Below are 14,473 nucleotides of genomic sequence, written 5' to 3' on the forward strand. Positions count from 1 at the left end.
GCCTAGTTGTTTATGCTCATATTACCTCCCCTCGTTGACCGGCACATGAACGCGATTGCGAGGAACCAGGATCGCGCGATACCAAGAGCGGTCTCGTCGGCCCATTCTTCGCACAGGCTTGATGCAAAAAAAGCAATGGTCATCATAGTCGCAGATCGCCATGTTACGAAAGTCTTGGAGAATAGTTATGGAAAATGACAAGGGCCCCAAAGGCTATCACGACGTGGGTGGCGATCCTGCGGGTGACATTCCAATGGTCGATCTCCCATGGCTTCATTGGGAAAAGCAAGTCGAGGCAATCCGTGGTCTTCTTGGTGACGGCACGCGCCGGATCGTCTCGCTTGACGAGGTTCGGCGCGGATTCGAGAGCTTCGGCGTTGAGAAATACAACACCCTGTCATTCTACCGACGCCGGTTGGCAGCCATGACCGATGTTTTGATTGAAAAAGGGATTGTCTCGCGCGCTGAACTGGATGAGGCGATTGAGGCTGGGACGTTGCGCTGGACGGACGTTGATACGCCTCCATGAAACGGTTCGCGGCGGGTGACATTGTTCGGGTTCTGGCACTTGGGAAGACGGGGCATGTTCGTATCCCACACTATATTCGCAACCAGATTGGACGCGTGACGGAGTATTGCGGCACATATCTCAACCCAGAGGATCTGGCGGTGGGCAATACCTCTGGTCGCGCGGTTGATCTTTACCGGGTGGCATTTGCGCAGACACAGCTTTGGCCAAACGATGTGATCCCGCATCATGACACGCTAATCATTGAAATCTACGACCACTGGTTGGCCCCCGTTAAGGAGACCCAAATGCCCCATGATCATGACCATGGTGAACATGAGGCGCTTGTCATCGAGGATGAGGCTGGAAACATTGAAGCCCAGATTATCGTGGATGCTCTGCAGGAGGTACTGATTGGCAAGGGCTTGTTGACGGCGCTTGAAGTCACAGGCGCCATCGCCAAACTGGAAAGCCCCGGTATTCACCTTGGTGCGCAGGTTGTGGTGAAAGCGTGGACTGACCCGGACTATCGCGCCCGCCTTCTGTCTGATGGCCGCGCTGCCGTCCAAGAGCTCAACATTCCAGTCACCGAGGCACGGATCATCGTGGTTGAGAATACGCCTCAGCTGCACAATCTGATCACGTGTACACTGTGTTCCTGTTACCCAAGGTCCATTCTTGGCCAGCCGCCCTCTTGGTATATTTCGAAAGCTTATCGCGCGCGGTCTGTCCGTGAACCGCGCCGCGTTCTGGCTGAGTTTGGCCTGGACTTATCCGAAGATATTCAGCTGGTCGTGCATGATAGCAACGCCGACATGCGGTATCTGGTCTTGCCAGAGCCGCCTGAGGACCTCGACAGATTTTCGTTGAATGAACTCGAGGCGCGGATTTCGCGGGACCACCTAATTGGCGTGGCGAGAGAGGTCGTGTGAGGCAACGCGCCTCCAAAGCCGACCCCTACGTGCCACAAAACCTGATGCAGTGGGAAAAACACATCCATGCGTTTGTGAGCCTTTGTGCGGAGGATGTTCCAAAGGAAGGTCCACTCGCCGGCCTGACCGTCGGTGTAAAGGATGTCATTGATGTCGCCGGCGTCCCGACCCGCAATGGCAGCGACGCTTACAAAGATGCCGAACCTGCCTTGCAAGATGCCGCTGTCGTTGCAGCACTGCGCAATGCCGGTGCGCGGATCGTTGGCAAGACTACGACCACAGAATTTGCATTCACTGATCCGACGCCTTGCCGCAATCCGCATGACCTGAACCGCAGCCCGGGCGGGTCGAGCAGCGGATCGGGGGCTGCGGTTGCAGCTGGTGTCGTTGATATCGCGCTTGGTACGCAGACCGCCGGGTCGCTGTGTCGGCCTGCAGCTTATTGTGGGGTTGTTGGTTTTAAGCCGTCTTACGGCATGTTGCCAACGGCAGGTGTTACGCCGCTTGCCGCCAGTTTTGATACCGTCGGGATCATAGCCTCCTCCGTAGCACTGGCGAAAAAGGCATTTGCAGCAATCGCCCCCACCAAGATCAGCGCAGCAGAGCCTTCGTCCCTAAAGGTTGTCACCGGGCTGTGGCAAACCTCTGTGCATGTGGATGAAGATGCCTTGGCGGGTTTACACAGCGCAACCACCGCCCTTGGCACACATATCGACAACGCGCCACTCAGCGCTGATGTTGACGCCATCGTCAAAGCGCATCGGATCGTAATGAATTATGAGGCAGCACAGGCCCATGGCGTTATGTTACAAGACGCCCGGGTTGATGTGCTGAAGCCTAAGTTTCTGGCCGGCCTCAAGGCCGGGTTGAAAATATCGCCAGATGAAGCCAAACAAGCAGCTGATTTTCTGGCCGACGCGAAGCAGCAATTTTGGGGTGCCCTTGCTGGTGCAGAAATCGTGCTGACCTTGCCGGTTCCCGAAGGGGCACCTTTGATTGACGGCACCACCGGCTATCAGGATTGGCTGACCCCTTGGACTGTCTTTGGCGGCCCGCTTGTCTGTTTGCCTTGGGGCCCTGATCGCCTAGGCCGACCCAGATCAGTGATGCTGGCCGCGCATCCGGGACAAGACGTCCAGATTTTGGAAACGGCCGCGCAGCTGGAAAACCGCAGTCCTGATTTGCCAAGACCGCAACTTCCTTCCTAGTCCTTTAGCCGCACAATCGCATCCACTTCGACCGAAGCATTGCCTGGTAGACCAGAGACACCCACCGCAGTTCGGGCGTGCCACCCATCATCCCCAAACAGTGCTATGAACACTTCTGTCGCGCCATTGATCACTGCGGGGCTGCTGGGAAAGCCGGAGTGGCAATTGACGAACCCGCCCAGACGCAGGATCACATCGACCCGGTCGAGATCACCTTCGCAAGCCTCTCTTAAACGGTAGATGAGGTTCAGCGCACAGATTTTGGCCGCCTCTTTTGCGGCTGCGATCCCTTCGGGCGTATCTGCAACGGGGCCCGTGTGGGTCACTTCGCCTGCCCATTCACAAATCTGGCCAGACAGGTAAACAAGCACCCCGTCTTTACGAAACGGCAAAAACTGGCCGCGCGGTGTCCAATCAGGCGGCAATTCAAGACCCAGGCCAGCGAGCCGTTTTTCGACCTGCGATGTCATGCAGTGACGGCCTCTTGCGCCAAAAAGGCCCGCCAATCACCAAGTTGGGTGATATCCGTCGCCCCTTTGAGGCCACTTGCTTCACAGATGAACCCTTTCACCACCGATCCATCGGACAAGGCGATTGTACCGATCCCCAATGGCGCAGGGATGCCAGCCATGAAGGTTCCGAAACCTGTTTTGGGCAACGACCACACCTCGACCGCGACAGAACCAGTATCGGGCCCTTCAGCGCGGACCAAACCTGGCCGTGCAGGTGGCCCGCCCGCCAATGCGTAGAACTTATAGTCCGGAGCCGTTCGCGTTTTGCGGATAAAAGTCGCCCCCAGATCGGTCAGCTGCCAATTTAGCGGCAATCCAGTCATATGCGCCCCGCAAACCGCTAATTCGATCTGATCCGAAGGCTGTTCTGGCAAAGCAGCAGGTGTCGGGATTGGATGACTGGTCGCACCCATCCTGCGTGCGCAATCGGCCTCGAACCCGCGCGCGACAGCCGCAATCAACGCATCCTGACCCGCACCCGCCAAGAGCGTCACGCTCCCCGGTCTGCTATCGCTACGCGGCGCTGTGGGCACAGCGATGCCACACATATCCAATAGGTTCACGAAGTTCGTATATGTGCCGTTGTTTGAATTGGGTGTGACGGGATCAACCGCCAGATCGGCCACGGTGTAGAAAGTCGGGATTGTTGGCACGCAAAGCAAATCAACACCGTCCAACATGGGCTCTGCCGCGCGTTTCAACTCAGCCAATCGGTACATTCCGCGAAACGCATCTGCGGCCGACATGCTTTCCGCATGGGTGATAATCTGTTTGGTTACTGGATGGATTGCGCCGGGGTCAGTCTTCAACAAATCCTCGATGACTGTGTAGCGTTCCGCCACCCATGCGCCTTCATAGAGCATGCGCGCAATCGCATAGAGCGGTTCGAAATCTACGTATTCAATTTCTGCGCCACCCGCCTTCAACAGCGCAACGTCCCGATCAAAGGCGGCCTGTTGGATCGTGTCTCCGAAGAATTCGATGGTGGTGGCATCCGGGACGCCGATCCGCAACGGTTTGGTTGGTGCTGCTAACGGCTCATGCGCAAGGGGCTTCGAATAGGCATCCGCGGGATCAAAGCCGCGCGCGACTTCGAAAGCCGCATAGGCATCGTCGACAGTCAGAGCAAAGATTGACACCGTTTCGGTCGAGCGGCAGGCTGGCACAACGCCGCTGGCGGATATGGCCCCCAACGTTGGCTTGAGACCGACAATGTTGTTCAGGGCAGCAGGCACCCTGCCAGACCCAGCGGTGTCAGTCCCAAGCGAAAACGTCACGATGCCGTGGCCAACAATCACGCCAGACCCACCTGAGGAACCACCCGGTACGATCTCTGGATCAACCGCATTCAGTGGTGCCCCATAAGGCGTGCGGACACCAACAAGCCCGGTGGCGAATTGGTCAAGGTTGGTCTTGCCGATCATCAGGGCCCCTGCGGCGCGTAAGTTTGCGATGACAAAGGCATCCTTCGTGGGCTTGTAAGCGTAAGCTGGACAGGCCGCCGTTGTCTCAATCCCTGCGACATCAATGTTGTCTTTGGCCGCAAAAGGAATGCCCCAAAGTGGCATATCAGGGTTGTAGGCCCCTAGGGCTGTCGCCTCTACGCGCAGGCTTTCGCGATCGCGCAGATGGATAAAGATGCCCGGATCATTCACTAAATCCAACCGTGCAAAAATTTCATCAATGACGTCAACAGGGCTGGTGCCCGCAGCATAGGCTTCGCGCAAGGCGCTCAGTGTAAACGGAAGATGGCTAGGCATGGTATTCTCCGGGTCTTGGTATTTAACTTATATTGCGGCGTTGGGGTGGCTTGGGGGCCGCTGCAAGCAAGGCGTTGGTATAGTCACTTTGAGGGTTTGACATCACCTGCTCGGCCGCACCTTGTTCGACGATTTCACCGTCTTTCATGACGATCACATGATCACAAAGCAGCCGCACAACATGGAAGTCGTGGCTAACGAAAAGATAACTAAGCCCCAGTTTGGCGCGCAAATCCACCAAGAGGTTCAAAACGACCGCTTGGATCGACACATCAAGTGCGGCTGTCGGTTCATCCAAAATCAGGAACTTGGGATCAAGCGCGATGGCACGCGCAATGCCCACACGCGCCTTTTGCCCGCCCGACAGCTGATGCGGAAACCTATCAAGCAAGGGCAAAGGCAGCCCCACAAGCACCGCCAGTTCTTCGATCCGCACAGCCAGCTTTGCACCACGCATCCGCGCCAAGCGCCGCAGCGGTTCCGAGATTGTCTGACGCGCTGTGTGCCGCGGGTTTAAACTGTCGGTGGCGTCCTGAAAGACCATCTGAATATCGGCACGCCTGCTGTCTTTTGCAAAGCTTCGCGCTGGGACGCGCGCGATGTCGTGCCCATCAAAAATGATCTGCCCGCTGGTCGCGTCCATCAACCGGACCAAAATCTCTGATGTCGTGGATTTGCCGCAGCCGCTTTCACCTACAAGCCCGACACATTGGCCTTGGTTGATCATAAATGAAATGCCCTTCACCGCATGCACGGGGCCGGATTTCCCGGCATAGGTCTTGGTCAGGTCGCGGACCTCTAGGATAGGTTGATCGCTGACCGTCGGGGTTAGCTCTTCCCCACGCTCTTGGGGTGGCAGCAAGCTACGCACAGTTTCTCCTGCACGCGGGGTCGCGTCCACGAGTTTGCGGCTATAGGGGTGTTGCGGGTCGCTGAATATCTGAACAGGGTCGCCTTGTTCGACGATCACACCGTCCTTCATCACCAAAATCCGGTCGCAATATTGCGCGGCAAGGCCAAGATCATGGGTAATCAGGATACTACTCATTCCGCGTTCGCGGATCAGATCGCGCACAAGGTCCATGACCGCTTTTTGCGTTGTGATATCAAGTCCAGTCGTCGGTTCGTCGGCGATCAGCAGACGTGGGTCACAGGCCAATGCGATTGCGCAGACGATGCGCTGGCACATGCCGCCCGAGAGCTCGAAGGGATAGGCATCATAGCGCGCCTCGGCATCGTTGATCTTGACGGCCTCAAGCGCTGCAATTGCTTTGGCACGCGCATCATAGCGGGTGGCGCGGGCGTGATGGCGCAGTACGTCTTCGATCTGGTGCCCAACCTTACAGATCGGATTAAGTGCCGCGCGTGGGTTCTGGAAAATCATAGAAATTTCGCGGCCACGGATATCGCGCATATCGTGCTCAGCGGCCCGGCGCAGGTCGATGCCTGAATAGGTCGCCTCGCCCGCTTTGATTACCCCACCCGCATCAAGGATGCGCATCAACGCATAAGATGTCACCGATTTGCCAGAGCCACTTTCCCCGACAATCCCAAGGATTTCACCCTTGGCCACTTCAAAGCTGATCCCACGCACGGCATCGACCTCACCCCTGCGGGTCTGGAATGAGACCGCAAGGTCTTTAACAGATAGCATCTTGCTCATGTCCGTTTCCGCGGATCGACAATATCGCGCAATCCGTCCCCCAAAAGGTTGAAGGTGAAGACCGCGATCATCAGCCAAAGACCAGGGAAGACCGCCAACCACCATTCGCCAGAGACGATAAAGTTCGCCCCTTCTGCCACCATAATACCCCACTCGGCGGTGGGCGGGCTGACACCCAACCCGATAAAAGACAGCCCGGCCGCATTCAGGATCGCCCAGCCGAGGTTCAGTGACACCTGCACCATCATTGGTGGCAAGGCGTTGGGAAAGATGTGCATTGCAAGAACGCGGATATCGGAATTGCCGGCAAGCTTGGCCGCCCGTGCAAATCCTGCATCGCGGCGAATATTCACCTCAGCCCGCACGAGGCGTGCGTAAAAGGGCATATTGATGATCGCAGTGGCGTAGATAATGTTTTCAATCGTGTTCCCCAGCGCCGCAACAATCCCCATCGCGAGTACAAACAATGGAAAAGCCATAATCGTATCAAGGAACCGGTTTAAAATAATGTCCGGCCAGCCGCCCCAATAGCCCGCGATACATCCCAAGATCGAACCAACAACAAAGGACAGCGCCACAGCCGCAACAGAGATCGACAGATCCAACCGTGTGGCCACGATCACGCGGCTGAACACGTCACGGCCCACATTATCGGTCCCAAACCAATGCGTGGTCGAGGGCGGCTGCAGCGCATTGGCGGCGTTGGTCGCCAGCGGATCATAGGGAACCAAAGACGGTCCAAAGACGGCCGAGAAAATCAACAGTGCGAACATGCCAAATGCGATCAACGTGACAGGGTTCGCCCGCAGGACGTATAGAATATGATCGAAGTTGCCCCGCGTCTTGGGCGCAGGTTCTTGGGATACTTCAGTCATTTGGAGGAAAATCCAATCCGTGGGTCAATGGCCGTGTAAAGCAGGTCAATCACAAGGTTGAGCGCCACAAACAAAAGGGCCATAGCGAGTACAAACCCCTGCACGGCCGCGTAGTCTGATACAACCAAGGCCTCGACCGCATAAGATCCGATACCGGGCCAAGCAAAGACCTTTTCCACCAGAACATTGGCCCCAAGCGCAAAGGAAAACACCATGCCAAGCGTTGTGACGACGGGCAGCAAGGCATTGCGAAAGGCATAGCGGTACAAAATAGTTCTGTTGGACAATCCAGCGGCCCGCGCCGTGCGGATGAAATCCGACGACAGCGCCGTCAGCATTGCCGCCCGCGTCATCCGCGCAATAGGCGCCAGCGTGAACAGCGCAAGTGTGGTTGCAGGCAAGATCAATTGTTTCGCCGCCCCTCGCCATGTCTCCCAATCGCCCATCAAGGCCGCGTCAATCAGGTAGAACCCCGTGACGTGATCAGGATCAAGGTAGATGAAATCCAACCTACCCAACGGCGAGGGCGCGATCCCTAGCAGGTAATAGAAGATGTAGATCAGCAAAATACCCGTGAAAAAGGTGGGCAACGATACGCCCGCCGTCACGACAACACGGCACAGATGATCCACCCAAGTGCCCGGACGCGTTGCGGCCAAAACGCCTAGCGGTACGGCAATCACAATGGCCAGAATAAGCGCTGACAAAGTCAATTCCAACGAGGCCGGCAAACGCTTTGCCAGATCAGCGGCAACCGACCGCCCGCTTGAGAGCGATTGGCCAAGGTCGCCTTGCAGCAAGTTCCCCACATAGATGAAGAACTGCTGTACCAGCGGTTTGTCCAAACCCATAGCGACACGGGTTTGCTCAATTGATGCGGTATCAGCCGCCACCCCTGCGAAATAAACCGCTGGATCACCAGGCAGCGCCCGCGTCAGCAAAAAGCTGATGATCACGACGCCGATGACAACCGGGATGGATTGGGCCACGCGCAACAGGGTCGCACGCAGCCGAGGGGAAGAGGCAAGCATCACTTATGCGCGCGTGATTGGACGGACGTCCAACTGACGGTGGAACCAGAACTCATAGCCCTCTGCCCCGTTCATCGCGACGTTCAGTGCCGGTTGGTACAGCGGGATACGTGGTAGCTCATCCAGCACGATTTCAAACATGCGCATGATCTTTGGCGCGTATTCCGGATCGTCCATTGGCATGTGCAACGTGGCATTCGTCAGCTCTTCGACTTCCTCGTTGCGGTAGTTGGATGAATTGAACAGGTGACCGTCCTGATAGGCCCAGAAGAAGTAGTAATCGGGTGTGTTGAGCCAGCCGCCGAAGTTCTCAAGATGCAATGGCAGGCGTTTTTCGACCAGAACAGCCGTCCGCCAGTTGGCACCCGGGATCTTTTCGATGGTGACATTGATCCCGATCTCACCAAGTGCCTCTTGGACCAGTAGCGCGGTGGGCTCCATCCAAGACGCCAGGTCCAGGCTGATCGACAATGGCACGTCGAACCCGTCCGCATAGCCAGAGGCGGCCATAAGCTCCTTCGCCTTGTCAATATCCGTGTAATACTGCGTCTTGCGCGGCCACGCGATATCTGTGATCTCTTCCTCACCGCCCCACATGGGCAATCCGCGACCATAGGCTGCGGCCTGAAAGATATCCTCGTACGGGATCGCGTAAGCGATGGCTTTGCGAACATTTGAATCCTGGAACGGCTCAAACGCAAAGTTTGGGTTCAGGCAGTGGATGCAGTTTTCGACGGGGGTCGAGAACACATCAAGCGTATCGGCCAGTTCTGCGGCGTCCTTGTCGGGGATGTCGAATGCGACCTGCACATCGCCCCGTTCTACCAGTGCGCGACGGGTCGCGGGACTTGGGACTTCGCGGATCACAACACGCTGCAACGCGGGCAACGGGCCACCAACCCAATCGTCATTGCGCTCATAGACAAGCTGTTCACCGGGCGTCCAGCGCGCCACCTTATACGCACCCGATCCAGCAGGTGTCGTGTGAAGGTATTCCGTCGCCCAAGGGTCGTCTTCGGTTGCGTTGGCCAATGCCTCAACCGAATTCATGATATAGGGCACAGGGACAGCCAAATCCGGGATCGTCAGCTTGGACGCACGGTCCAGCTTGATCACGAAAGTCTCTTCATCGACGGCTTCGAATTGGTCGGGACGTTCCAATCCGCCGGCCTTCATCTGAACGGTTGGGAAACCCCCGACCGACACGGCGCGATCAAAGGACCATTTGACGTCTTGGGCTGTAACCTTGCGCCCATCCCAGAAAGTCGCGTTTGATTTCAGCTTGAAAGTAAGCGTTAGGCCGTCCTCAGACTCCGTCCAACTTTCGGCAAGCTCTGGCTCGATCACCTCATAATCGTAGGAGAACCCACCGTCGGGTGTTTGCTTCGTCCCGAATGACAGCAAGCGATCATAACAGTTGATCCCAACCTGATAAGATGCGCGACTTGTGCCAGAGCGGTGCAGATCAAGGCTGTTGATGGTTGCACCCGTCACAACGACCAGCGTGTCTGATCCTTGGGCCGCGGCAGGCATCGCACGCAGAAATGGCAGAACGGAAGCGCCCGCAGCACCCATCTTTAGAAAGTTACGTCTGGAGGTTGTATCGGTCATGTTTCTCTCTCGCTGTTGTCTGTTTTCTTAGGATTCGGCAGTTGGAAAGAGGTTGCGATGGATTACCGTGCACTTCTAATGCTATAAAATCATATATACGTTGCATTTTTTGCATCATAGCGAGAAAAGGTACGTCATTTGAAATACTTAAAGACCTTTGAGTTGATCGAAGCGGTGGTTCGGGCTGGATCAATTAGAAAAGCTGCCGAAGACACCAACCTGACCGCTTCGGCGCTGAACAGGCGGATACAAAACTTCGAGCAGGAATTTGGCTGGCCGATCTTCGAGCGCCTGCCACGGGGGATGCGGCTGAACCCAGCAGGAGAGTTGTTGATGCAGCATATCCGCTTGCAGCGGACCGACTTGGCCCGAGTCCAATCGCAGGTGGCTGATTTGTCAGGGCAAAGGCGCGGGCATGTTTCTATTGCGTGTTCGCAAGCCCTGCTTCCGTATTTCCTCCCCGAACAAATCGCGATTTACCGCGCCGCACACCCCGGTGTCAGTTTTACGGTCAACGTCCGGGATCGGGCGCAAGCCGAGCAGGATCTCGCATCGTTCAGCAGTGACATTGCCCTTGTCTTTGAGCCCATCCACCTTGTGGATTTCGAAGTCCTCTATGCACTTCCACAACCCGTTCACGCCGTCTTCAAAAGCGACAGCTTTTTGGCACGGCAAACCGAATTGCGTTTGAGGGATTGCTTAACCCAGCAACTGGTCTTGCCCTCCACCGCTTACGGTGTGCGCCATCTGCTCAACAATGCGGCGGCCCGAAAGGGGCATAGCTTGACCCCGATTGTCGAAACCGAGTCATTTGAACTGATCCGCCATTACGTTACCCGAGAGAACGCTGTTGGCTTCCAGATCCCCATTGGATTGAGCACCGAACAGCAGCCGGACATCATGCATTTGCCATTGTCGGAAAAAGACATCCCAGCAGGGCGTCTTTTGCTTGGCCAAATGAAGGGTCGCGCGCTCCCCTTGGCCTCGTTCAAGTTTAGCCAACAGCTTACTGCAGCGCTGGCGCATTGGGCGGAATAGCCCAGCAACAACTTGTGGAAGAGTGCTGCAAAATTTGCATCATTATGTTGCGAAACTAGCAGACGACAGCATCGCTTTAATGGGTTCATGATAAGCCGAAGGGAATTGGGGCGCTGCATGAGCACGTCCATTCCGATGTCGCTACGCCATAGGAGCTTACCAATGTCATTCAAATCATTCTCCCGCCGGGGTTTCCTCAAGAGCACCGCTGCAGTTGCAGGTGTAACCGCACTTCCTCAATTTGTCGCCGCTGATGGCCATGCGCCTCTGACCGTGGGCTTCATCTATGTCGGCCCAAAGGATGATTTCGGCTATAACCAAGCCCATGCCGAAGGCGCTACTGCTGTGAAGGCAATGGAAGGCGTTGTTGTTGTCGAGGAAGAAAACGTCGCCGAAACCACCGATGTCCAGAACTCCATGGAGTCGATGATCAATTTTGACGATGCAAAACTGCTGTTTCCAACGTCATTCGGCTATTTCAATCCACATGTTCTGGAAACTGCCCCCAAACACCCCGACGTCCGGTTCCAGCACGCGGCGGGCCTCTGGTCAGAAGGTATGCCAACAAACGTCGGCTCTTATTTTGGGTATATCGGCATGGGGCAGTACTTGAACGGGATCACAGCCGGCCACGCAACGACCACCAAAAAGATTGGTTTTGTTGCCGCCAAGCCTATTCCGCAAGTTCTTCTAAACATCAATTCGTTCCTGCTGGGTGCCCGTCAGGTTGACCCTGAAATTACTTGCCAGGTCATCTTTACCGGCGAATGGTCTCTTGCGGTCAAAGAGGCTGAAGCCACCAATGCGTTGGCTGACGCAGGTTGTGACGTGATCACATGCCATGTCGATGGCCCCAAAGTTGTCATGGAAACTGCTGCAGGACGTGATTGCTTTGTCTGCGGATATCACGCCAACCAGGCCCCCCTTGCGCCGGAGAAATACCTGACCGGTGCCGAATGGAACTGGGCCGGTGTTTACACGGGCATGGTTCAGACCGTTTTGGATGGCGGTACCATCGACAACTTCGTGCGGGGCGGTTTGGCCGACGGGTTCATCAAGATGTCGCCTTTGGGTCCAGCTGTGTCTGACGCCTCACGCGCGCAGTTCGAAGCCGTGAAAGCAGAGATCATGGCCGGTGGCTTTGCCGCAATCAAAGGCCCGTTGAACGATAACACAGGTAATGCGCTTTTGGGCGCAGGCGATGCGTTGGTTGAAACCGATATCGCCTTGGAAAGCATGGATTACCTGGTCGAGGGCGTGATCGGCTCAACATCCTGATCATAAGATCAAGGGGCAGCCATGACGGATCAAACAGCATCGACACCGCTTGTCACACCATCGCCCAATGGTTTTTTGGGGATGCTCGCGCGTCGGTCCGAGGCCGTCATCCTGCCCCTTGCTGCTTTGTTGGTTGGCTTTGCGGTGTTCAGCATCTTCTTGTTGCTGCAAGGCAAATCACCGACCGAGTTTTTTGCTCTGACCTACCGCGCGGGCTTTGGCACCGCGTTTTCATGGCAAAACACCCTGTCCCGCACCGCCCCTTTGTTGTTTGCCGCTCTTTGTGTCGCCTTGCCTGCCCGTTTGGGCCTCGTGGTCATTGGCGGTGAGGGCGCCATCGTTTTGGGCGGCGTTGCTGCAGGGGCCATGGGGGCCCTTCTTGCACAGAGTTCCGGTCTGATTGCTGTACCAATGATGGTCGCGAGCGCGATGATTGTTGGCGGTCTATGGATCGGAAGTGTTGGGGCCTTGCGCTATTATCGCGGGGTAAATGAAACGATTGCCAGCTTGCTCATGGCTTATATCGCGATAGCCCTGATGAACCATCTTGTTGAGGGTCCGCTGCGTGACCCGGCGAGCCTGAACAAACCTTCAACAGCACCGCTGGCTGACAATTTGCGCGTGGGTGATATCCCAGGTTGGGAGGTCCACTGGGGTCTCGCTTTCGCGGTGCTTTGCTGCGTGTTGGCTTGGGTCCTCATCGAGAAAACCACATGGGGCTTTGCTGCAAGGATCGCGGGCGGCAATATGCGGGCCGCACAGGTACAGGGCTTGCCAGTGGGTCGTTTGATCGTCGGCTTCACAGCACTTGGCGGTGCGCTTGCAGGGCTGGCAGGATATTTCGAAGTCACCGCTGTACACGGCGCGGCCAATGCGAGCTTGGCAACAGGATATGGTTACACAGGCATTCTGATCGCCTTTCTTGCGCGGCATAACCCGCTTGCCATTATCCCTGTAGCCATCCTGCTGGCCGGGTTTGAAGCGTCTTCAGGCCTGATTCAACGACGCATGGACCTGCCAGATGCCACAACCCTTGTCCTGCAAGGCTTTGTCTTCATCTCCATCCTGATGAGCGACACGCTCTATGGCCGCTTCAAGGTTTTTGCGCCTGAACGCTGGAGGTCGGCATAATGGAAGATCTGGGCCTGTGGGTCATCCCCCTCGCGATCTTAGGCGGCGCAATCCGCGTCTCGACCCCGTTCTTATTCGTGAGCCTCGGCGAGGTTTTGACCGAACGGTCCGGCCGCATTAACCTTGGGCTGGAAGGCACGTTGGTCTTTGGGGCTATGTCAGCCTACGCCATCGCATATCTCACCGGATCGCCATGGCTCGGTGTTTTGGCCGCCGCTGCAGGTGGGGCAGTTTTCGGGCTGATCCATGGGCTGATTTGTTGGCTTCCCCGCGTCAACGACATCGCTGTAGGGATCGCGATGATGATCCTTGGCATGGGCCTCGCCTTCTATTTTGGCAAACCCTACGTGCAGCCTGTGGCTCCTGATTTGCCGTCGATCAGTTTTGGCTGGTGGTCTGACGTCCCACAGGTGAAAGCGGCCCTGCGCGTGAACGTGCTATTCCTGATCGGGGCTGTGCTGGCATTCGCCATGTGGTGGATGTTTCGCGCGACCAAAGTAGGGCTGGTCATCCGTGTGGTGGGTGACAGCACTGATGCAGCCCGTGCGATGGGCCTGCGCCCAGCGTTAATCCGCACGCTGGCCACTGCTGCCGGCGGGGCTTTTGCGGGTGTGGGCGGTGCGTATCTATCCCTGTTCTATCCCGGCAGCTGGAACGAGGGCATCTCATCTGGTCAAGGCCTGATGGCCGTGGCCCTCGTGATTTTCGCCCGCTGGAATGCCGTCGCTTGCTTTGGCGCTGCCTTGCTGTTCGGCGGTGCTGGCGCACTGGGACCAACCCTGCAGTCGGTTGGGGTGTCTGAAGGGTACTACCTGTTTTTCGCCGCACCCTACGTGCTGACGCTGGGTGTTCTTATCGCAACCTCCTCGCCCACACGTGCCATGACCGGCGCCCCGGGTGAGTTGAGCATTACCAAATAGGAGAGT

The 14,473-nt window shown here is 56.6% G+C and carries 13 protein-coding genes; 7 read left to right on the forward strand and 6 right to left on the reverse strand.

The window, feature by feature from the left end; all coding sequences use genetic code 11:
• Positions 1-187 precede the first annotated feature (187 nt).
• The 3 genes from BC777_RS19625 to BC777_RS13065 are packed head-to-tail and all read left to right on the forward strand — an operon-like array spanning position 188 to position 2,648.
• Entirely contained in the window at positions 188-529 is a 342-nt protein-coding gene (locus tag BC777_RS19625) for an SH3-like domain-containing protein (protein ID WP_100368602.1), read from the forward strand.
• The gene (locus tag BC777_RS13060) at positions 526-1,440 is read left to right on the forward strand and encodes a nitrile hydratase subunit alpha (protein ID WP_100368603.1); all 915 of its coding nucleotides are present in this window, start codon (positions 526-528) and stop codon (positions 1,438-1,440) included. The genes BC777_RS19625 and BC777_RS13060 overlap by 4 nt, the downstream gene beginning before the upstream one ends.
• Positions 1,437-2,648, forward strand: coding sequence for an amidase (locus BC777_RS13065; RefSeq protein ID WP_211095377.1), 1,212 nt, complete (start codon positions 1,437-1,439; stop codon positions 2,646-2,648). The genes BC777_RS13060 and BC777_RS13065 overlap by 4 nt, the downstream gene beginning before the upstream one ends.
• Here the strand turns inward: BC777_RS13065 and BC777_RS13070 are convergent.
• Genes BC777_RS13070 through BC777_RS13095 form a run of 6 tightly spaced genes read right to left on the reverse strand, consistent with a single transcriptional unit; the run spans position 2,645 to position 10,100 of the window.
• Complete coding sequence (locus BC777_RS13070) at positions 2,645-3,118, reverse strand: RidA family protein (protein WP_100368604.1); 474 nt, start codon at positions 3,116-3,118, stop codon at positions 2,645-2,647. The two genes, BC777_RS13065 and BC777_RS13070, sit on opposite strands and share 4 nt — an antisense overlap.
• On the reverse strand, positions 3,115-4,920 hold the full coding sequence (gene atzF / locus BC777_RS13075; protein ID WP_100368605.1) for an allophanate hydrolase: 1,806 nt from the start codon (positions 4,918-4,920) through the stop codon (positions 3,115-3,117). The genes BC777_RS13070 and atzF overlap by 4 nt, the downstream gene beginning before the upstream one ends.
• A gap of 22 nt (positions 4,921-4,942) precedes the next feature.
• Positions 4,943-6,583, reverse strand: a complete 1,641-nt coding sequence (locus BC777_RS13080; protein WP_245834355.1) for a dipeptide ABC transporter ATP-binding protein — start codon at positions 6,581-6,583, stop codon at positions 4,943-4,945.
• Complete coding sequence (locus BC777_RS13085; RefSeq protein ID WP_100368607.1) at positions 6,580-7,458, reverse strand: ABC transporter permease; 879 nt, start codon at positions 7,456-7,458, stop codon at positions 6,580-6,582. Before BC777_RS13085 ends, BC777_RS13080 begins: the two co-directional genes overlap by 4 nt.
• The gene (locus BC777_RS13090) at positions 7,455-8,489 is read right to left on the reverse strand and encodes an ABC transporter permease (RefSeq protein WP_100368608.1); all 1,035 of its coding nucleotides are present in this window, start codon (positions 8,487-8,489) and stop codon (positions 7,455-7,457) included. The genes BC777_RS13085 and BC777_RS13090 overlap by 4 nt, the downstream gene beginning before the upstream one ends.
• Before the next feature lie 3 nt (positions 8,490-8,492).
• Entirely contained in the window at positions 8,493-10,100 is a 1,608-nt protein-coding gene (locus tag BC777_RS13095) for an ABC transporter substrate-binding protein (RefSeq protein ID WP_100368609.1), read from the reverse strand.
• A 138-nt stretch (positions 10,101-10,238) separates the two neighbouring features.
• On the opposite strand from BC777_RS13095, the gene BC777_RS13100 reads away from it, so the two are divergent.
• From BC777_RS13100 to BC777_RS13115, 4 genes are all read left to right on the forward strand, one after another.
• Positions 10,239-11,138: a LysR family transcriptional regulator gene (locus BC777_RS13100; RefSeq protein ID WP_100368610.1), complete on the forward strand. Its 900-nt coding sequence runs from the start codon at positions 10,239-10,241 to the stop codon at positions 11,136-11,138.
• Positions 11,139-11,300: 162 nt separating this feature from the next.
• Positions 11,301-12,416 carry a BMP family ABC transporter substrate-binding protein gene (locus BC777_RS13105; protein WP_100368611.1) on the forward strand — a complete coding sequence of 372 codons (1,116 nt, stop codon included), beginning with the start codon at positions 11,301-11,303 and terminating at the stop codon, positions 12,414-12,416.
• 21 nt (positions 12,417-12,437) lie between these two features.
• A complete protein-coding gene (locus tag BC777_RS13110) occupies positions 12,438-13,547 on the forward strand; it encodes an ABC transporter permease (protein ID WP_100368612.1) in 1,110 nt (369 codons plus the stop codon).
• Positions 13,547-14,467, forward strand: a complete 921-nt coding sequence (locus BC777_RS13115) for an ABC transporter permease (protein ID WP_100368613.1) — start codon at positions 13,547-13,549, stop codon at positions 14,465-14,467. The genes BC777_RS13110 and BC777_RS13115 overlap by 1 nt, the downstream gene beginning before the upstream one ends.
• Positions 14,468-14,473: the final 6 nt, after the last annotated feature.

The organism is Yoonia maricola (genome assembly GCF_002797915.1).
Lineage (GTDB): Bacteria > Pseudomonadota > Alphaproteobacteria > Rhodobacterales > Rhodobacteraceae > Yoonia > Yoonia maricola.